This is a genomic window from Stenotrophomonas sp. 22DLJC03 (assembly GCF_056861405.1).
Map to the genome: position 1 here is coordinate 214,904 of NZ_JBSPUG010000003.1, position 19,255 is coordinate 234,158.

Genomic DNA, 19,255 nt, shown 5'->3' on the forward strand with positions numbered 1-19,255 from the left:
CATTGCAAGGTTTTGAAATTCCCTTTCGGGTCGCTGTGAGCCGGGCTCTATTTATTTTCTTCAATTCTTCGGAACATAAAAACCGTAACGAGTGGCGCTATCAGGTACATGGGCTTGAAGATTCCGCGGTTCATCAGCTCCAGGGTGTAAAGGAAGCAGATGGTTAGCAACGCCAGTGTCTTTGGATCGCGCGTCACGTTGAAGCGTGCTGTGAGCTTTCCAAGCAACCAGCCTGACAGCAGGAAGTAGACCACTACGCCAATGTATCCGTAGCCGATCATCAAGCCCCCAAGGATTGAAGGTGTCAGCGACGAATCTTCTCTGCCGTTCACGACCATGCCAAGAATGCGCCCAGATGTGAGCGAGTAGCCTGGGAGCATCGTCAGAAAGTCAGAGAAGAAGAACCACGACCGCTCAATATATGAGCTCATGTCGTCGGCCCTTTCCATTGATGCCTCAGCAACGCCCATGCCCTCTCTGGAGGCAAGATGGAGTGGAATGTACGGCAGGCTGAACTCCGGCAATTTGACGTCAAATTCGCGAATCATCCCCTGCCAGCTTAAGGTTCGGCCGATCGAGTTGTTGGTTCGAATCAAATATGAAAGACCAAAGGAAAACATCGCAACTGGCGCGATTGCAGCGAACGCCAGGCGAAAGCGCTTGACCTTCGCGTCATCCTTCAAAGACATCAGGACAATCAGCCCGATTCCCAGTACAAGCAGAATCGGCTGGTTTCTATAGCCCAGGCAAAGCAACGTGAGCAATGCGAGAGCCGGAAGTCCGAGCATGGACCAGCGGAAACGCTGTTGACGGATCATGTCGATGCAGAATTTTGAAAGCACAACGGGAATTGAAAGTTCAACCAGGTAGGATGCCTTGGCAGATATCCCGAACCGGGCCTCTGGATTCAGCAGAACTAGCCCGTGCGTTGCCACAATCGAGAGGGCTGCGCTGGTTGAGGCAATGAGGATTCCGTAGCAGGCCCAACTCTTGAGGCGATAGCTGGGTACGCCGGTTGGCAGTTGACTGGTGCGCCGTCCGATCTGGCGGCCTATCAGATACGCAGTCACTGCCAACAGCAAAATCGCTGCCCACATGTATTGATTTATGTATCCACGATACGTCGTGAAGGAAACAATTCCGAAGCCGTAATAGGTTACAAGTGCCGCCAGGAAGGCAATGTCTGGCTTTCGTGCTACATCTACTGCGGCTGGATACAGGATGAAGGAAAGAAGGAATACAGGCACCAGGCCTATTATCGATCCGACCAGTGAGGCGGTATCCTGGTGGCCTGCGGAAAAGAGTGTGAGTATGCCGGCAAGGCCTGCTGCAAGGGCAGTTGCTGCAATGACGTTCCTGAAGGTTTTAACCATGGGCGTTGCTCTCCCGATTGCGGAGTCCGACAGCCGTTGCATAGAGCAGCAGGCAAAGCGCGGCATCGCAGGCGATCGACACGAACGCTGCACCCTTCCAGCCTATTTGCGGAATAAGAATTATGTTCCCGACGATGTTTGCGCTGGCGACGATGATCTGTATGACGCTGCGAATTCCCTGGTAGTCGGCTCCCGTCATCGCATCTGCCATGAGGAAGTGGAACGAGCGAAGCAGCGGAATTATTGCAAGATATTTCAGAATTGTGGCCGTCTGCTCATAATCCTGCCCAAGAATCCATGTTGCCATTCCGGAGCACGCAAATATTCCCGTGCTGCCGATCAGCCCCAGGCCGACTGTGGCTGGCAGATACTTTCTGGAATAGGCGAGAGACTCGGAAATGCCATTGGCTCCGGCCTTGAAAAAGCCCGGATATGTAACCGTCAAAAGAGCGCGAACTGGCGAAAATGCAACGTCAACGATCTTGTAGGCCGCAGCATAGTTTCCCGATATTTCGGCTGATGCGAGCCGTGGCATGATCAGTTTGTCTGCATCGTTGTAGATTCCCTGGGACGAAATTCCAAGTGAGAACTTGAGTCCGTCGAAGATTTCAGCGGTGTGCAGGCGTCTTTTGATGCCGTAATTTTTTATGAATACAGATACGTAGATCGCGCATGGAATGATTGCGCTTGCCATGTACAGCGAAAGCCAGATCCCGAGGCTGTCTTCGGCAATCATGAAGCCAAGAGCAGCTGCCGCGATCCTGAAGAGGGACGTCAGGATTGTGGCGCCTGCCACGGCGTTGATGCGGCTTTGTGACTGGAATGCCTGGACCGTGATCTCCTGCAGTTTGGTTGCGAGGAGCTCCGAGAGAAGCACCGCTGCGGCAATCGCCCACCCTCCTGGTCCGAGGCTTCCATTTAGAATGAGCAGATACGCTGGGCTGGCGATGAACAGCGTGCCAAGCGTGAAGGCAAGTGCACTTCCGTAGTAGGAAGAGAGTGTGCTTGGATCGCGCGAACACCTTTTAACGATCAGTGCACCGCTGCCCAGTCCAATGAATGGAGACATGATGATTGAGAGCGCCATCGCGGCCGAAAAATGGGCAAAGGTGTCAGGGCCCACGGATCTCGCAAATGCGACAAAGTAGAGAGCTTGTGCTGCGAGGCGTGCGACATTGGCCAAAACGACAGTTATCGCCGCCTTTGCAGTTTTTCCGTTTCCGCCTTTGAGCTTGTTGCGAATAAAGTCAATCATCAAGAGTGCTGCGACAGTTCTTTGGTGGCTGTTCTTCTGTGCTGAAGGGGGCTGGCGCCATCTGGTGCCTGCGCCTTTTGCGCCAGGGCATGCAGCCTGGCTCTCCGTAATGCCATCTCTCGGCGCGGGGTTGCAGTTGCACGGGAGGTCGAAGAGACAGCGCTCGTCCTAGCTCCCCCTGTGGCGTCGATGTGGGTGCGAGCACGCTGATGCGCCTTGTTATGCCTTGGGCCTGATCAATTTGCTGCGCGATTAGCGGTCCTTCGTCCTTGAGGTAGTCTGCGGTAGCCGTTGGAACTGCGGGCCGGTCTTCTTGTGCATCATGCACATGAGGAGTCCTCGTAAGCAGCTTTCTTGCCGTCTTTGGCTTGGGAACAAGAGGCCTTCTGGTTGCCAGGCGGTTCGGTGCATGGCGCCTAACGGCCCATCATAGCAGGTAGGGATTTCCGGGCGTTCGACCCCCTGATCATGTCGTGGTCTGGGAGGGTGCCCGGCAGGGCTGTCTGCCTGCTGCGCCGATGAGGTATCGGTTCACATGGCGGGCGGGCTGTCTGCATCAGGATCAGTTACACTGTAAGGTTCTAGCCTGAAAAAACAGCTTGGTCAATGCCGCATTGGCTCTGGGCGGCGCGGGAGTCCCCCTTGGGGAGGGGGTAGGCGGGCCTTGATGTTGTGTGCCGCTGGTTCGATTGCAATAGTGGGCGGGAGCGCTCGGCGCGTATTGCATATTGATGGGCTTTGACGTCGATTTGAAACCTAAGTGGAAGCAATGAACAATAAAATGGAACCGCGGAATTCTTCTAGGGAAGACGACTTTGATCTGCGCGAACTTGCGGGCATCTTCCTTGATCGCAAGTGGTGGATCGTCGGCACTACGGGGCTCTTCTTCCTTGTGGGTGTTTCATACGCGCTGCTTGCGCCCCCCGTGTTCCAGGCGCAGGCCATGGTGCAGGTCGAATCCAAAGTTCCTTCCATCCCGGGCTTGGCCGATCTGGCTTCGCTTGGAGGAAGCGGGAGCACTGCTTCTACCACGGAGGTTGCGCTCCTGACGTCCAGGACTGTTGTTGGCACGGCCGTGGATGATTTGCAGCTGGACGTGACCGTGGAGCCCTACCGTTTCCCGCTCATCGGTGGCTTCATGGCCCGCCGGTTCAGTCCGGTGCTTCCCAATGAGGTTGCCACTCCCTGGCTCGGCATTGCTCGATATGGCTGGGGCGGCGAAGAGCTTCGCGTCTCAAGCCTTGTTGTTCCGCAGTCGAAAGTGGGCTCGGCATTGACTCTGATTGCAGGGGAGGTGCCCGGCAGCTTCAGTCTTCTGGACGAAGATGGTGCGGAGCTGCTGAAAGGCAAGGCAGGCACGACCGCTCAGGTCAAGGACCTGAAAATAGACGTTGCCGCTCTTCATGCAAACCCTGGAACGCACTTCCGTATCACCAAAGAGCGTCGCTTGGATGTCGTGGGCGAGGTCCGGGAGAATCTACAGGCTAGCGAGGACGGCAAGGATTCCGGGATTCTCCAATTGACGTATGAAGACGTGGATGCTGATCGCGCGCAGGCAGTCGTCCAGCGTGTTGTCGAGTCCTATGTCAGGCAGAACGTGGACCGCAGTTCTGCGGAGGCTGCCTCGCAGCTGCAGTTCGTCAAGGAGCAGTTGCCCACCATTCGGCTTCAGGTCGAGCAGGCACAGGCTGCAATGAGTGCATATCAATCCCGTTCCAACGCGGTTGATATCACGATGCAGACCAAGGGTTTGCTTGAACAGGAAGTTGCGGTAGAGGCCAGCATTCAGCAGCTTCGGTTGCGGCAGGCGGAGATGGATCGCAGCTTTACCCGCGAGCATCCGGCATATCGTGCCCTGCTTCGGCAGATCGGCGAATTGGAGTCCAGGAAGTCTGGATTCCAGCGCGAAGTAGGTACTCTTCCAAACACGCAGCAGGAGCTTCTCCGTCTGACCCGTGATCTTCAGGTCAGCAATGAACTCTACACTGCATTGCTCAACCAGGCTCAGCAATTGGATGTCGCTCGTGCTGGTGCGGTTGGCAATGTTCGGATTGTTGACTCCGCTGTGGTCGATACGGCGAATCCGGTTCGCCCGCGCAAGGGTCTGGTTGTTATCATTTCGACCTTGCTAGGCGCGTTCCTGGCTGCCGGTGTAGCGCTGCTCCAGCGTATGCTGAATCCAGGAATCGAAGATCCTGCGGATATTGAAGCTCTGGGGCTGCCAGTCTACGCCGCGATTCCTCTCAGTGTGTCAACTACGCTGCCAAGGCTGCGTAGAAGCAGACACGGTACGCGCGTAATCGCGGATGGTCGCCAGCACCTTCTTGCTCTCACGGCACCCGCTGATCCAACTGTGGAAGCGCTGCGGAGCCTTCGTACCAGCCTGCATTTTGCAATGCTGGAGGCAAAGAACAATATACTGGCGATCTCCGGCCCTCGCCCGGGCGTGGGCAAGACTTTCGTCTCCACCAACTTGGCTGCAGTTATCGCGCAGGCTGGACAGCGTGTCCTGGTCATCGATGCTGATATGCGCAAGGGCACGCTGCACAAGATTCTGGGCGTGTCAGCGCAGTCCGGCCTGTCGGATGTGATCAGTGGAAAGTTGGCTGCAGATGACGTCATCCATCCAGTTCCCGGCCTGGACAATATGCACTACATGGTGCGAGGAGACGTTCCACCTAATCCGGCAGAGTTGTTGATGCATCCCCGATTTGCGCAGCTGCTTCAAGATATGTCGAACCGCTACGATCTGATTCTTGTAGATACCCCTCCAATTCTAGCGGTCACTGATCCTGCGTTGGTGGCAGCGCACGCCGGGTCCAGCCTCCTGGTCACTCGATTTGGTGTGAACCAGGTCAAGGAGATCGAGCTGACATTGCAGCGATTTGAGCAGAATGGCGTTCAGATCAAAGGCGCGATCTTCAATGCAGTGGAAAGGCGCGCAACTGGCTACTACAGCTACGGGTACTACGAGTACCAGTCGGATGGTAAGGAATAGCCGAAGGTTGATACTGGAGTTGCGAAGACTTGCCCGTCTTCGCAGCTCCGCTCGTTGGGTAGCTGTCGATCAGGGAGGGGAAGTGCCAGCTGCCCCCGTGATTTCTATGCCGTGCGTCGCGGTCTCCCAGATGAAGTGTAATTGACCGCGGCTTGGTCGATTCAAAGAAAGCCACTTTCCTGTATTTGTCATCGGGCGCTTCATGCGGCCGTGAAGTTGTGCGTAGCCGATTTCCAAAGTGCCGGCCAGTGAGCCCCTTAGCTGGCCGCTGCAGAGCCATTTAGGTGGCGTAGGAGCCAATGCCATGCTCGTCTGGAACTCCATGGCTTGTTGGAGTCGATCGGCGTAGTCCTGATACAGCGTGCCCCCCTGGATCCTGTTTGTCTCTGCAGCATTTATAAATGCGGCCAAGCCAAAGGCAGTGTGTGGCAGGTCGCGGCAGGTTTCCTGTGCGAGTCCAGATGCCATTTGCTTCTGGTTGAACCAGATCGATGGCGTTGGTTTGCTGCAATTTGGTTGGGGTTTGGGCTTAGCGCCATCGGACTTCATGTACACGTACGCGGGGAGCTGTGATTTCCAATCCATCACTGCACGGTTATAGATGTCTCTCCGATTTGTGTACACGCCAATATTCATGCGAGCCTCAATGCCGCTCGCGTACCAATTGCCATTGACGCATTGGGGCATCGCGTCGATGTCGTCCAGGTACTGCTCAAGCAGCCATTCTCCAAATAGCTTTGCTCTATCTTCTGGCCAGGCACGACTTGTATATCTCAGGATTTCAGCCGAACGCGTCCACAGTTCAGCTGCCCATGAAGCCTGCAATGATCTATTGGTTCCCAGATGGCGGCCGGTGAGAGTCTCAGACCAGGAATCCATGATTTCTGCGGCGACCATGAAGTGACGCGAATCATTCAGATAGGCGCCCAGCAGTGCGTGGGTGTACGCTGCTTGGGCATCGCGCACTTCATCCGAGCAGCCAATGTCGGGCCGTGAGTATGGGCCGCACAATACCTGCGCATGCGGCTGGGATTTGTAAGTAAGTGTAGCCAGTGGAGACTTTTTCATGACCTCAATCGCTTGCGTCCGAACTAGGTCATTCCGCTTTAGAAGGGTCTGTGTGTCGATAATTGATTGGCGATCGACAAGAATTCCCGGGTGAACAAAATCTGACGCGCCACACCTGAATGTCATCATCAAGGCCAGAGCCGCCGCAAAGCCTAGAAAGCGAACGTTCAAGAACGATGAGGGTGGTTTGGGCTGGGCGGTCAACGTGTTTTCCCCTAACGATTGAGTCTGTGGTGGTCTTGATCGATATCTTGGTCGCGAAGGCAATCGTAAGCAGTTTCTACGTCGGCACACCACTGGACAGGAGTATCCTATCGCCATGGCTGATACCCCCCTCACTTCGCCGCAGTCGCCGGCGACGCCGCGTTGGCGGCATTACTGGAGTCTGATGCGCGCTGATCGCCCGATCGGCACGCTGCTGCTGCTGTGGCCCACCTGGTGGGCGTTGTGGTTGGCCGCAGGCGGCCTGCCGCCGCTGTGGACCCTGTTCGTGTTCACCGCCGGCGTGTGGCTGACCCGCTCGGCCGGTTGCGTCATCAACGACTATGCCGACCGCTGGCTGGATCCGCACGTGGAGCGCACCAAGGCGCGCCCGCTGGCCACCGGTGCGATCAGTGGCCGCGCTGCGCTGGCGTTGTTCGCCGTGCTGATGCTGGTGGCGTTCGGCCTGGTGTTGACCCTGAACGGCCTGACCATTGGCCTCAGCTTCATCGGTGTGTTCCTGGCCGCCAGCTACCCGTACCTGAAGCGCTACACCCATCTGCCGCAGGTCTACCTGGGCATGTCGTTCGGCTGGGGCATCCCGATGGCGTTCGCCGCCGTGCAGGGCGAGGTGCCGCTGCTGGGCTGGCTGCTGTATGCCGGCAACATCCTGTGGTCCACCGCCTACGACACCTGGTACGCCATGGTCGACCGCGAGGACGACCTGAAGATGGGCTCTCACTCCACCGCGATCCTGTTCGGTGACCTCGACCTGGTCATCCAGGGCGTGCTGTACGCACTGTTCCTGGCCACCATGGCGCTGGTCGGCGTGCGTGGCGGGCTGGGTGGCTACTACCTGGTGGGCGTGGCCGTGGCCACCGCGCTGGTGGTGTACGAGTTCTGGATCTGCCGCAACCGCGAGCGCGGCCCGTGCTTCAAGGCGTTCCTGCACAACAACTGGGTGGGCGCCGCGCTGTTTTCCGGCATTGCCGTGGATCTGGCGCTGCGTTGAACCCAAGGTGAGGTAGAGCCCGCCGCTGGCCGGCTGCACCCGTGCGTAATCCCGAGGTTGCCGGCCAGCGGCCGGCACTACCGCCACCGGCCACCTACGACCAATAGGTGGCTGACAGCCCGCACCCCACCGCCCAGAATCGAGCCATCGAACCTGGGAGGGTAGGCGATGGCCTCGACGGCAGCAGTACAGGACGGCTGGATGGCGCGCGCTGCGCTGCGCTCGGCCGCCTGGGCGGAAAAATGGTTCCCCGATGCGTACGTGTTCGCGGTGCTGGGCGTGGTCATTGTCGCGCTGGCGGCGATGAGCTTCGGCTCCACCCCGCAGGCTACCGCCAGTGCCTTCGGCGACGGCTTCTGGAGCCTGATTCCCTTCACCATGCAGATGGCCTTCGTGGTCATCGGTGGCTATGCCGTGGCCACTGCACCGGTGGTCGCACGCTTCATCGATTTCCTCGCCCGTGTGCCGCGCACCGGCCGTGGTGCGGTGGTGTACGTGGGCCTGGTCAGCATGCTCGCCTCGCTGCTCAGCTGGGGCTTCTCGCTGGTGTTCGGCGGCCTGCTGGTCCGCGCGCTGGCTCGCCGCACCGAGCTGCGCATGGACTACCGCGCGGCCGGTGCTTCGGCGTATCTCGGTCTGGGTGCGGTGTGGGCGATGGGATTGAGCTCGTCGGCCGCGCAGCTGCAGGCCAACCCGGCCAGCATGCCGCCGGGGCTGGTGGAGATCACCGGCGTCCTGCCGTTCACTGAAACCATTTTCCTGTGGCAGTCGATCGCGCTGACTTCGGTGTTGATCCTGGTCTCGCTGCTGATCGCCTGGCTGACCGCACCGGCCGCCGGCAGCGCCCGTACCGCCGAGGAGTTCCCCGGCGCCGCGCAGGCCGAGCCGGAGCCGCTGCAGCAGCGCACGCGCCCGGGCGAATGGCTGGAGTACAGCCCGCTGCTGACCGTGCTGCTCTCGCTGCTGGCGTTCGGCTGGCTGTTCAGCGAGTTCGCCAACAAGCCGCTGGTCACGGCCATCGCCAACCTCAACACCTACAACTTCCTGTTCATTTCGCTGGGCCTGCTGCTGCACTGGCGGCCGCGCAGCTTCCTCAACGCGGTGGCCAAGGCGGTACCGAGTACGACCGGCGTGCTGATCCAGTTTCCGCTGTACGGTGGCATCGCGATGATCCTCACCCACGCTGCCGGCGGCGATGGGCAGACACTGGCGCACCGGCTGTCGAGCCTGTTCGTACACGTGGCCAGCACCGACACATTCGCGCTGGTGATGGGCGTCTATTCGGCGGTGTTGGGCTTCTTCGTGCCCTCCGGTGGCGGCAAGTGGATCATCGAAGCGCCGTACGTAATGCAGGCCGCCAACGAACTGAAGGCACACCTGGGCTGGGCGGTGCAGGTCTACAACGCGGCCGAAGCGCTGCCGAACCTGATCAACCCGTTCTGGATGCTGCCATTGCTGGGCGTGCTGGGCCTGAAGGCGCGCGACATCGTCGGCTTCACCTTCATCCAGCTGCTGGTGCACATTCCGCTGGTGCTGGGCCTGCTGTGGCTGCTGGGCATGACCCTGGCGTATGTGCCGCCGGTGATGCCCTGAATGGAGGGTAGGCTTCCCTGCGTGCGTTGGGAAGCCAACCTCGTTCAGCGCGTGTTTCCGGCTGCGAACGCCATGAATGCGTGCACCGTTGACGATGGCATGAACACATGCCGAACCCGCATGAATCCTTCAGCCGCTTGTGCCACAAGGGCTTCTGCGTGTTCATTCACAGGCGTACACACAGATGTAGCCGCCCCCCCACGCGTGATTAACCATTTGCTGCAGACGATGGCCACGTCCACCGCATTCCGCGAGTGGCTTTGGAGATCGGACATGGCACAGCAGAACCAGAACCCGAACCAGAAACAACAGGGCCAGCAGAACCAGCAGGATCAGCAGCAGGGTCGTGGCCGTGACCAGCAGCAGCAACAGCAGCAGGAACAGCAGAAGCGCAACCAGAACCAGCAGCAGGGCGGCAACGACGAAGAAGAATGACCGCGCCGTGCATGCGGAGTGACCGGTGAAGCCCCGCCACGTGCGGGGCTTCGCTTATTCCAGCACGCCAATGCGCTGCAACACCGGTGCCGCCGACATGTCGTTGGGATTGCTGCCGGGCTGATCCTGCGGCACCTCCATGCCCATGCCGCGATACAGGTCAATCCAGTGCTGGGAAATCTCCCCGGTCTGCGGGTTGCGGAAGTTCATCGGCTGCAGTGCAAACACGTGGTGCGCACGGAACGCACGTTCGATGAAGTCCGAGCAGTAGTAGCTGTCATCGTTCAACACATACGACGTGTTGTACGGCTTGCCGAGCATCGTGCGCGCGGTGGCGATTGCATCCTTGATTGCCGCCTGCTGCGGTGCGCGCAGGCGATAGACCACGATCTGCCGCTGCTTTGCTCTCGCGTCCTGGCGGAGCTCGGACAGCGATTGACGCCGCGATCCCTTCTCGTCGGCATGCAATACCTCCCAGCCCTTCGGCGCGGAAGCGACCAGCGCGACATGATCGAAGCTGGGCGCGCCCTGCTTGCCGGTGGCATCGTCGATGGCGGCGCTGAGGCCGCTGCGGCCGGCGGTGACGAACAGCAGGTCGCCCTCGTGGACATCGACGGCCATCGCCACGGCCGGCCACAGGGCGGGCAACAGCAGGCCGATCAGGAGCAGGAGGCGGTGCATGGAATTCTCGGACAGGCGGAATGCCGGAATTGTAGGGTGCGCGGTAGCATGGAGCGACCGGACCGGATTCAGGATAAGCCCATGCGTCGATATCGTTTCCAGGCACTGCTGATGCTCGCCGTTGGCGTAGCGTTGGTCGCCTGCAGGCCTGCGCCGCAGTCGACGTCCACGGAAACCGCACCTGCACGTCCCGCGCCGTCGTCCACGGCGGCAGCGATCCAGCCCGCACCGGTGCCTGCCAGCAGTGAATGCCCGTACCCGGACTTCGATGCGTTCCTGAAGCACTTCGGCAACGAGATCACCCTGCAGGAAAAGGCCACCGCCGATCCGCTGCTGGACAGCTACATCGATGCCGAGGCCGAGCCGGAACCGCGCAAGGTGGAAAGCCGGTTGGCGCGGGCCGATGTCGAGTGGCCGGTGATGCCCGATCCCGCCGCCTTGGCCGGGCAGGGCCGCGAAATGCAGGTCAGCGCGCTGGCTGACGGGCAACGCCAGGTGCAGATCCGCACGCCGGACAGCAGCGACCAGCAGACCTATACCTTCGCGCAGTCGCCCTGCTGGCTGCTGGTCAAGCGTGAGGATGAGTCGATCTGAGGCCTGATCCGGCACAGGCACGGCGGGGCAGCGGCTGCTAGGCTCGAGGCCTGGTCCAGGCAGGGAGACGCCGATGCAGGCTTTCAGGAAGCACGCCACCACCACCGTCATCGCCGCTGTATTGGCGATGGCCCCCTTCAGCGTCACCCAGGCACAGTCGGTGCATGCCGACGATCGCGTCTACTTCGCCAACGCCGCGGCTGAACAGACCGCGCGTGATGCGCTGGGCAAGCGCGTCGAGGCCCTGCAGCACGCTTCCACCCTCGCGCCCGTGGAACGCTTCCAGCAGGCCGAGGTATTGGAAGCGCAGTGCCTGCGTCATCTCGCCTACCTGCATCTGCAGTCCGCCCGCAACGCACGTGATCATCGTCCGGCACAGGCGATGGAGCAGGCAATGGGGCTGTGCAGCCGCATCGCCCGCACTGGTCGCGCCGCCCTGCGCGCGGCGCCTGCGGACGCGGCGTGGGCCGCGCCCTACGGTTTCCTGCGCGCGCGTGGGCTGAAGGAGGCTGCCGCTCCGGCCAATGCCGCGCTGGACGAGGCGGTGGATGCGCTGGCCGATCCGGCGTTGGACAGTTTCGCGCGCCTGCGTGGGCAGATCCTGCGCAGTGCCGAGTACCCGCAGATCGAGCGTGATGGTCGGCACTGGGATGCTGGGCGCGACAAGCGGGCACTGTCGCTGCAACCGGATCGCGCATTGCGCGAAGCGGGCTGGAAGGGCTACTGGCAGGGGCTGCAGTCGCGCCGCGAGCCAATGGCCTCGGTGCTGTTGGGGCTGGTACAGGTGAACGACGCCGCCGCACGCCTGCAGGGCGATGGTTCGGCGCCGGCACGTGGCTACCAGCGCATGGGCCTGGACACCGCCGCAGTGGATGCAACGCTGGTAGCGATCGAACATCACGCCGGCGACCGCCGCGCCTATCAGGACATGCTGCTGCACCACGCTGCGCGATCCGGCATCGACGCGCCGCAGATCTGGGACACCACGCTGCCCGATGCCGGCTATACGCCACCGGTGCTGACGCTGGCGCAGCTGCGCGACAACGCCGCCGATGCCATGCAGCATCTGGGGCCTGCGTACGTCGCCGAACTGCGCGCGCTGCTCGATCCGGCCAACCAGCGTATGGATCTGGCCACCGAACGCGGTGACCGCAGCCAGGACGCGTTCTCGGTGAGCGCTCCCGGTGTGCCGGCGATGTTGTTCGTTGGCGTGCGTAGCGGTGATCTGGAAAGCGATGTCGAGATCGCACATGAAGCCGGTCATGCCGTGCATGGTGAATGGATGCAGCGCGGTCATGCGTCGCCGCTGCAGCGCAATGGCAGCCAGTGGCTGACCGAGGCGTTCGCGATCTACAACGAGCTGCGCTTCCGCGACCAGCTTTACCAGCAGGCACAGGATCCGCGTGCCAAAGCTTATTATCTGAAGTCACTGCTGGACGACATGGTGCTGCAGCTGTTCACCTCTTCCGAGGAAGCGCAGCTGGAGCAGTCGATCTATCGCGGCGTTGCCGCAGGCACGTTGGGTACCGCCGACGATCTGGATGCGCTGACCGGCCAGGTGCTGGCGCGCTTCGGCCAGCAACCGGAGCGCTATCCGCAGCTGCGCAACAGCTGGATCGCCAAGCGCCTGATGTATGAAGACCCGAACTATCTGGTGAATTATCTGTATGCGGGGCTGCTGGCGGTGCAGCTGTACGTGCAGGACCAGCGCGACCCCGATGGGTTCCGTGAGCGCTATCTTGCCGTGCTTGGCGAGGGCTTCGACCGCGCACCGAACGAGCAGGTGGCGCAACTGCTGGGGCACGCGCCTGACTGGGCGGCCCTGGTGGATGCCGATCTGCAGGTGTTCAACCAGACCGCCGCGCAGCTGCAGGCGCTGCATGCGCAGGTTGAAGCAGGGCATTGAGACTGATACTGCAGTCTGAAGCGGGACTCAGGGAGCGACTTCTGCGGAGCCAATCGGGCCGAGTTCATTGAGAAGTGCTTCCACTTTCTCGGCGGTCTTCTCGATACTGAGATTGTCCTCCAGGAGAACGTGGCGATAGTTCGCTGTCCTGTAGGTTCCGAATTTCTTGTGGAATCGCTGAAGGCGCTTTCGTGCCTCCAGGGCCAACGATGGCGAAGGTGCATGACGGCCTTCCCACATCAAGCTGATCCGGTACTTCAGCTTCTCATCATCGACCGCACGTATTCTCAGATAGACAGCCTCATAGTCGTAGCTCCCCGTTTCATCGGTGACACTGTGCGTGTACTTTTCCCAACCGGGTATGGACACCAGTAGCTTCTGTCGCGAGGAGTAGAAGTGCTTGGACTGCAGAGTCGCGATGTTCCTGTCGAGGATTCGCTGCTGCAGAAGTGCGGTTCCGCGCATCTGCCTGAGCATCGCTACAGCGTCGCGATTCTGCAGCATGAATCGCAGAGCCAACGTGTCTCTTCTTTCCGTCATCCAACGGCTGTGCATGTTCCCCTTGGCACCCAGGAGGTGGTGGAGAGCTTCGCCATGCTGATTGTTGAGATCCCCCGCGAGCGCCTCGGCTCTGCGAACAGTGGCACTCTTCCAGAGGTCGGTCTGGCGATTGCAGTAATTGACGACGAGGCGAGCGGCGGCGTTCCCGCGCTCCAGATCGACATCCGCGCGATCTGCAGAGTTGCGCAGCCATTCGTACCCCAGGTGAAGCCATTGGTGGCTCATTGGGTGAATCTGGCTTTCATCAGGATCGAAATTTCGGTCAAGCGCAAGGAATACGGGATCGAATCTCCGTAGCTTCGGATTCTTCTTCGTGACCTCGGCCCAGCCATTGTAGTACCGCTCCAGCTGGTTCCCCGTATGCGTGCTTCCCGCCTTGTTCTCGATCAGGACTACAAAACTCTGGTCAGGAACAAACACCGCCAGATCAATTCTGTCCTTTGAATTGACGATCACCTCGCGGAGCGTGAATGCAGAGCCAAAGCTGGTCGTGCGGAGCTTCGATGGGGACCATTTGCCAAAGAATGCTGCAGTCCGTCCGTTCTTTCGTAACCCGCAATGCTCCGCCTGTGCCATCTGCCAGGCGGCGAGCAACAGATCCCTGAGGATCTGGTCGCCCTGTCCATGGCCTTCGCGAGGATCAAACATCCACGCGAGAATGCGTGAGTGGCCGTTCTCGGGAAGGGCAATCAGATCGAGAATGTCATCGCCGGTACGCAGTACCTCACAGAGCTCCGTGAGCTTTGGGTCCACCAGCAGATTCTCGATCTTGAGTTCGAGCGCACGGTCCTTCCTGGGCATGCTGCGAGTCATCCTTCTTGTCGGCTCGGGTAAATCATGGTTGATAGCGGCTCCCCACCGGGATTCTGTAGGGTGGCAGCAAGGAGGCGGCTTTGTCGGGCCTGACTGATGTGGCTCAGTCTGAACAGCTTAAGCGCTTCCCTGCACGCGCCAACCCAATGCAACGTCTTCCACAACACCCGGGCCGGCCACATCGCCAACCTGCAGCAACAGCCCCTGCGCATTGGGCAGGTCCTTCTGTTCGGGGAACCAGCGGCGATCGGCGGCGACCACGATCAGCAGGCCCTCGTCGTCGCCCATCGGCGCGAACTGCGGGGAAGCCGTGCTGATCGGTTGCAGACCGAAACGCTGTTGTGATTGTGCCCGCACGGCGTCGACGTCGTGGCTGGGCAGGCCGACTTCGCTCAGGCAGGTCAGCTCGCTGCCATGGAACGCGCCTTCGCGCGCGCTGACCGGCAAGCGGCGGCGGCCGATCAGTTCCAGGATCAGGCCGTCAGGGCCAGTGAAGTACACCGACTGCGACTGCCAGCTGCTCTCCAGCGCGAAGTAGTCCAGTCCCACCGGATTGCGTTGCAGCGGCGTGCGCTCACGCAGCCAGGTCATCGCCTCGCTGAAGCGGTTGTCCGGTACGTTGAAGGCCAGGTGCACGCCACCGACCGGATGATCACCGGCCGGCTGCAGTTCGATCGTGCTCCAGCCGATGTGCACATGATTGCCGACCACGCGCTGCTGCAGCACGTCGTGGAAATACGCGGCGACGGTGGCGACGTCGGATACCGGCAGGGTGAGGTGAAGCAGGCGCATGATCGAACCTCCGTGGACGCAACCACTGTAGCGCCGGGCCATGCCCGGCGGCCACTAGCGCAGGGACAGGCCAAAGAGCCGCAGCGCCGCGTCCACTGCCTGCGCGTGCGCCCGTGCGGCATCAAGCTGTCGTACTGACGTCATGGCTCCTTCACACATCGCGCCGAGACTGCGCGCCTTGTCCAGGCCTGTTGTGTCCGCACAGGTGCTGGCCCCGTCGCGTCCTCCCGGAGCCCTGCCGTGCATCGTTCGAAGCTTTCGCGTTCCATCCTCCTTGCCCTTTCCATGGCCAGCGCAGGAGGCGCGATCGCAGCGGAGGCCGATGCGGTTGATGCCGCGGGCAGCAGCCGTGCGGCGCCCACCCAGCTCGACGCGATGCTGGTCACCGGCACCCGCGCCTCCAACCGCACCCAGTTCGAAACGCTGGCGCCGGTGGACGTGTTCACCAAGGAAGACATCAAGTCCGTCGAGTCGACCGATCTGAAGGACGTGCTGGCGCAGCTGGTGCCGTCGTTCGTGGTGCAGCGCCTGCCGATGGCGGATGGCCAGGTGTTCGTACGCCCGGCCACGCTGCGTGGCCTGTCGCCGGACCAGACGCTGGTGCTGGTCAACGGTCGCCGCTTCCACCGCAGCGCGCTGCTCGGCAACCGTGGCGCGCAGGCGGCTGACCTGGCACAGATTCCGACCAGTGCGATCAAGCGCATCGAAGTGCTGCGCGATGGTGCCTCGGCGCAGTACGGTTCGGATGCCATCGCCGGTGTCATCAACATCATTCTCGAAGATGGCCCCGGTACCGAGATTACTGCCGGCTACTCGCAGTACGCACAGGGCGATGGTGCCTCGCGCGACTTCAGTGCACGCACCGGCTGGTCGCTGGGTGACTACGGCAGCCTGGTGCTGTTCGCCGAATCGTCCAACTCCGACGCCACCTCGCGCACCCGCCAGCGCCCGGATGCGATCGCCTTCCAGGCTGCACATCCGGAGCTGGACGTGCCCAACCCGGTACAGCGCTGGGGCCAACCGGAACTGGAAAGCCGCCGCGTCGGCTTCAACGTGAAGGCCAACGCCAGCGATATGCTTGAGCTGTACGCGTTCGGCCTGTACAGCCACAGCGATGGTGTCAGCGATTTCAACTGGCGCAACCCGGACACCACCACCGGTGCCTACCGCACCACGGCGATCTTCCCCGGCTGGAACCTGCGTTCGATCTATCCGGTGGGCTTCAGCCCGCAGTACGGCAACGTCCAGAACGACCTGCAGCTGGTCGGTGGCCTGCGTGGCGAGATCACGCCCAAGCTGCGCTGGGATGTCAGCGCCTCGTACGGGCGCAACGCGATCGACTACAGCCTGAAGAACTCCATCAACGCCTCGCTCGGCCCGGCCAGCCCGACCGCATTCGATCTCGGCCGCCTGACCCAGACCGAGAAGAACGCCAACGCCGACTTCAACTACGAGTGGGACGTGGGCGGGCTGTCCAAGCCGATCAACGTCGCCTTCGGTGGTGAGTTCCGCCAGGAGACCTACCAGGTGCGTGCCGGTGATCCGGCCTCGTACGCGGTGGGCCCGGGCGCAGCGACAGGCCTGGAGGCCAATTCCAACGGCGCGCCGGGCTTCTCTGCCAGCCAGGCCGGGCAGTGGAGCCAGCGCAGCAAGGCCGCCTACGTGGATATGGAAGTGCCGCTGGGCGAGCGCTGGAGTATCGGTGCGGCCAGCCGCTATGAAGACTTCTCCAGTTTCGGCAGCACGCTGGACGGCAAGCTCTCGGCACGTTTCGCAATCACCCCGGATCTGGCCCTGCGTGGCACGGTGTCCACCGGCTTCCGTGCGCCGACACCCGCGCAGCTCAACACCACCAGCACCACCCAGGGCCTGGATACGCGCACGCTGCAGATCTTCACCAGTGGTCGTCTGTCGCCGAACGATCCGCTGGCGCAGCTGCTCGGTGCCAGGCCGCTGAAGCCGGAGGAATCGCGCACCGCGTCGCTGGGCCTGACCTGGCGCACCGACCTGGGCCTGTCCGGTTCGGTGGACGTCTACCAGATCAAGCTCACCGACCGCTTCAGCCAGTCGGCCAGCTTCGCCATTCCGGCCGGTACTCCCAATCCGCTGGGCTATACCTCGGTGAACTACTTCACCAATGACTTCGATACCACCACCACCGGCGTGGACGTGGTCGGCAACTACCTGCGCGATCTCGGTGCCGGCCGTATGACGCTGACCCTGGCCTACAACTACAACCGCACCCGCGTGGACAACGGCAGCACTTCGGTGGCCACCAACGAAACCCAGCGCGTGCTGTTCGAAGACCGCCTGCCCGAGCACAAGGGCAGCCTGACCGGCAGCTGGGATGTCGGCGCCTGGTCGTTGATGGCGCGCATGCGCTACTACGGTGCCTGGACCGACGCCAGCGGCAATGCGGTGGGCGATATCTACCAGCGCTTCGGCGCGATGAACTTCCTCGACCTTGCCGTGGGCTATCGCATCAATGAACACCACAGCCTGCGCGTCGGAGCAGACAACGTGCTGGACCGCTATCCGGATGAGGCGGTCTTCCAGGCCAGCCGCGGCCTGGTCTACTCGCGCAATGCGCCGTACGACACCGACGGTGCCAACCTGTACGCGCAGTACCGGCTGAGCTTCTGATGGACCGTACCCGCCGCTCCCTGCTGCGTGCCGGCACCTTGCTGCCCGCCGCAGCCGCACTGTCTTCACTGCCCGCCACGGCTGCCGCGCGTTACGCTGCACCCATGCAGATTCCCGCAACGACCGTGGCGCCGGACATGCTGGCCCGCGATGAAGGCTACTGGGCCGCCGTGGCCAGTCACTTCGACATCACCGACGAAGTGAACCACCTGGAGAACGGCTACTGGGGCGCGATGGGCAAGCAGACCCTGGCCAGCTACCAGCGGCATACCGCCGAAGTGAACCGGGGCAATGCTTGGTACGGTCGCCACGCGTTCCCGGCGCAGTACATGGCCGTGCATCGGCAGGTGGCCGACATGCTTGGCGTCGGCGCCGACGAGATCGCGCTGACCCGTGGCGCCACCGAAGCCATGCTCGCGCTGATCGGCGGCTACAACCGGCTGGCTGCAGGCGACCAGGTGCTGTACGCCGACGTCGACTACGACAGCATGATCAACGCGATGCGCTGGCTGCAGCAGCGTCGTGGCGTGCAGGTCGAGCGCATCGCACTGCCGGTGGTGCCCACCCATGAGCAGATCCTGCAGGCCTACGATGAGGCGTTCGCGCGCCTGCCGCGCCTGAAACTGGTACTGCTGACCCAGGTCAGCCACCGCCATGGGCTGGTGCTGCCGGTGGCCGAGCTCGCCGAGCGTGCGCGGGCGCGCGGCATCGATGTGATTGTCGATGCTGCACATGGCTTTGGCCAGATCGACTACGCGGTGCCGGACCTGAAGGCCGATTTCGTTGGCATCAACCTGCACAAGTGGATCGGCGCACCGGTGGGCGTGGGCGCGATGTACGTGCGCAAAGGACGCGTGGCCGACCTGGATTCGTACATGGGTGAGACCGACGACGGCCGCGTGGGCAGTCGCGTACACACCGGCACGGTCAACTTCGCGGCCTATCTGGCGCTGCCGGAGGCCATCGCGCTGCATCAGCGCATCGGCGCAGCGAACAAGCAGGCGCGGCTGCGCTACCTGCGTGAGCGTTGGACGGTGGCGGCGCGGCAGATGGTGCATATCGAGGTGCTGTCGTCACCGGATCCGGCGTTGGCCAGTGCATTGGCCAGCTTCCGCCTGCGCGGGCGCACCAGCGTGGCCGACAACATCGCGTTGCAGAAGCGCCTGCTGGATGAGCATCGCGTGTTCACCACCCATCGCGACGGGTTGGAGTCCGGCGCGTGCGTGCGGGTGACACCGTCGGTGTTCACCCGTCCGGAGCAGATGGATGCGCTCGTGCAGGCCCTCTCCGCTCTGGCCTGACCCTGCTCTGGTAGGTGCCAACCTTGGTT

General features: G+C 61.8%; 14 protein-coding genes. 8 read left to right on the forward strand and 6 right to left on the reverse strand.

The window, feature by feature from the left end:
• Nucleotides 1-47: 47 nt before the first annotated feature.
• Together AC13GA_RS11665 and AC13GA_RS11670 are read right to left on the reverse strand one after the other, a co-directional pair.
• A complete protein-coding gene (locus AC13GA_RS11665) occupies nt 48-1,373 on the reverse strand; it encodes a hypothetical protein (RefSeq protein WP_482998184.1) in 1,326 nt (441 codons plus the stop codon).
• Nucleotides 1,366-2,628, reverse strand: a complete 1,263-nt coding sequence (locus AC13GA_RS11670; RefSeq protein ID WP_482998185.1) for a lipopolysaccharide biosynthesis protein — start codon at nt 2,626-2,628, stop codon at nt 1,366-1,368. The genes AC13GA_RS11665 and AC13GA_RS11670 overlap by 8 nt, the downstream gene beginning before the upstream one ends.
• A 769-nt stretch (nt 2,629-3,397) precedes the next feature.
• On the opposite strand from AC13GA_RS11670, the gene AC13GA_RS11675 reads away from it, so the two are divergent.
• The gene (locus AC13GA_RS11675) at nt 3,398-5,626 is read left to right on the forward strand and encodes a polysaccharide biosynthesis tyrosine autokinase (RefSeq protein WP_482998186.1); all 2,229 of its coding nucleotides are present in this window, start codon (nt 3,398-3,400) and stop codon (nt 5,624-5,626) included.
• A 69-nt stretch (nt 5,627-5,695) separates the two neighbouring features.
• Here the strand turns inward: AC13GA_RS11675 and AC13GA_RS11680 are convergent, their stop codons facing one another.
• Nucleotides 5,696-6,898 carry an alginate lyase family protein gene (locus tag AC13GA_RS11680; RefSeq protein WP_482998187.1) on the reverse strand — a complete coding sequence of 401 codons (1,203 nt, stop codon included), beginning with the start codon at nt 6,896-6,898 and terminating at the stop codon, nt 5,696-5,698.
• 115 nt (nt 6,899-7,013) lie between these two features.
• Here AC13GA_RS11680 and ubiA point away from each other — a divergent pair, with 115 nt between their 5' ends.
• From ubiA to AC13GA_RS11695, 3 genes are all read left to right on the forward strand, one after another.
• A complete protein-coding gene (gene ubiA / locus AC13GA_RS11685; protein ID WP_046984146.1) occupies nt 7,014-7,907 on the forward strand; it encodes a 4-hydroxybenzoate octaprenyltransferase in 894 nt (297 codons plus the stop codon).
• 168 nt (nt 7,908-8,075) lie between these two features.
• Entirely contained in the window at nt 8,076-9,500 is a 1,425-nt protein-coding gene (locus AC13GA_RS11690) for a short-chain fatty acid transporter (RefSeq protein WP_428709804.1), read from the forward strand.
• Between the two features lie 273 nt (nt 9,501-9,773).
• On the forward strand, nt 9,774-9,935 hold the full coding sequence (locus AC13GA_RS11695) for a hypothetical protein (RefSeq protein ID WP_167796845.1): 162 nt from the start codon (nt 9,774-9,776) through the stop codon (nt 9,933-9,935).
• A 54-nt stretch (nt 9,936-9,989) separates the two neighbouring features.
• Here the strand turns inward: AC13GA_RS11695 and AC13GA_RS11700 are convergent, their stop codons facing one another.
• Nucleotides 9,990-10,616: a YiiX/YebB-like N1pC/P60 family cysteine hydrolase gene (locus AC13GA_RS11700; protein WP_428709805.1), complete on the reverse strand. Its 627-nt coding sequence runs from the start codon at nt 10,614-10,616 to the stop codon at nt 9,990-9,992.
• A gap of 81 nt (nt 10,617-10,697) precedes the next feature.
• On the opposite strand from AC13GA_RS11700, the gene AC13GA_RS11705 reads away from it, so the two are divergent.
• Both AC13GA_RS11705 and AC13GA_RS11710 read left to right on the forward strand, forming a co-directional pair.
• Complete coding sequence (locus tag AC13GA_RS11705) at nt 10,698-11,210, forward strand: hypothetical protein (protein ID WP_482998188.1); 513 nt, start codon at nt 10,698-10,700, stop codon at nt 11,208-11,210.
• A gap of 73 nt (nt 11,211-11,283) precedes the next feature.
• On the forward strand, nt 11,284-13,116 hold the full coding sequence (locus AC13GA_RS11710) for a M3 family metallopeptidase (protein ID WP_482998189.1): 1,833 nt from the start codon (nt 11,284-11,286) through the stop codon (nt 13,114-13,116).
• Between the two features lie 27 nt (nt 13,117-13,143).
• Here AC13GA_RS11710 and AC13GA_RS11715 read toward each other — a convergent pair whose 3' ends face one another.
• Together AC13GA_RS11715 and AC13GA_RS11720 are read right to left on the reverse strand one after the other, a co-directional pair.
• On the reverse strand, nt 13,144-14,478 hold the full coding sequence (locus tag AC13GA_RS11715) for a PDDEXK-like family protein (protein ID WP_482998190.1): 1,335 nt from the start codon (nt 14,476-14,478) through the stop codon (nt 13,144-13,146).
• A gap of 129 nt (nt 14,479-14,607) precedes the next feature.
• Nucleotides 14,608-15,282: a VOC family protein gene (locus AC13GA_RS11720; protein ID WP_482998191.1), complete on the reverse strand. Its 675-nt coding sequence runs from the start codon at nt 15,280-15,282 to the stop codon at nt 14,608-14,610.
• A 240-nt stretch (nt 15,283-15,522) separates the two neighbouring features.
• On the opposite strand from AC13GA_RS11720, the gene AC13GA_RS11725 reads away from it, so the two are divergent.
• Nucleotides 15,523-17,925 carry a TonB-dependent receptor plug domain-containing protein gene (locus AC13GA_RS11725; protein ID WP_482998192.1) on the forward strand — a complete coding sequence of 801 codons (2,403 nt, stop codon included), beginning with the start codon at nt 15,523-15,525 and terminating at the stop codon, nt 17,923-17,925.
• Nucleotides 17,925-19,226 carry an aminotransferase class V-fold PLP-dependent enzyme gene (locus tag AC13GA_RS11730; protein WP_482998193.1) on the forward strand — a complete coding sequence of 434 codons (1,302 nt, stop codon included), beginning with the start codon at nt 17,925-17,927 and terminating at the stop codon, nt 19,224-19,226. Before AC13GA_RS11725 ends, AC13GA_RS11730 begins: the two co-directional genes overlap by 1 nt.
• Nucleotides 19,227-19,255 lie beyond the last annotated feature (29 nt).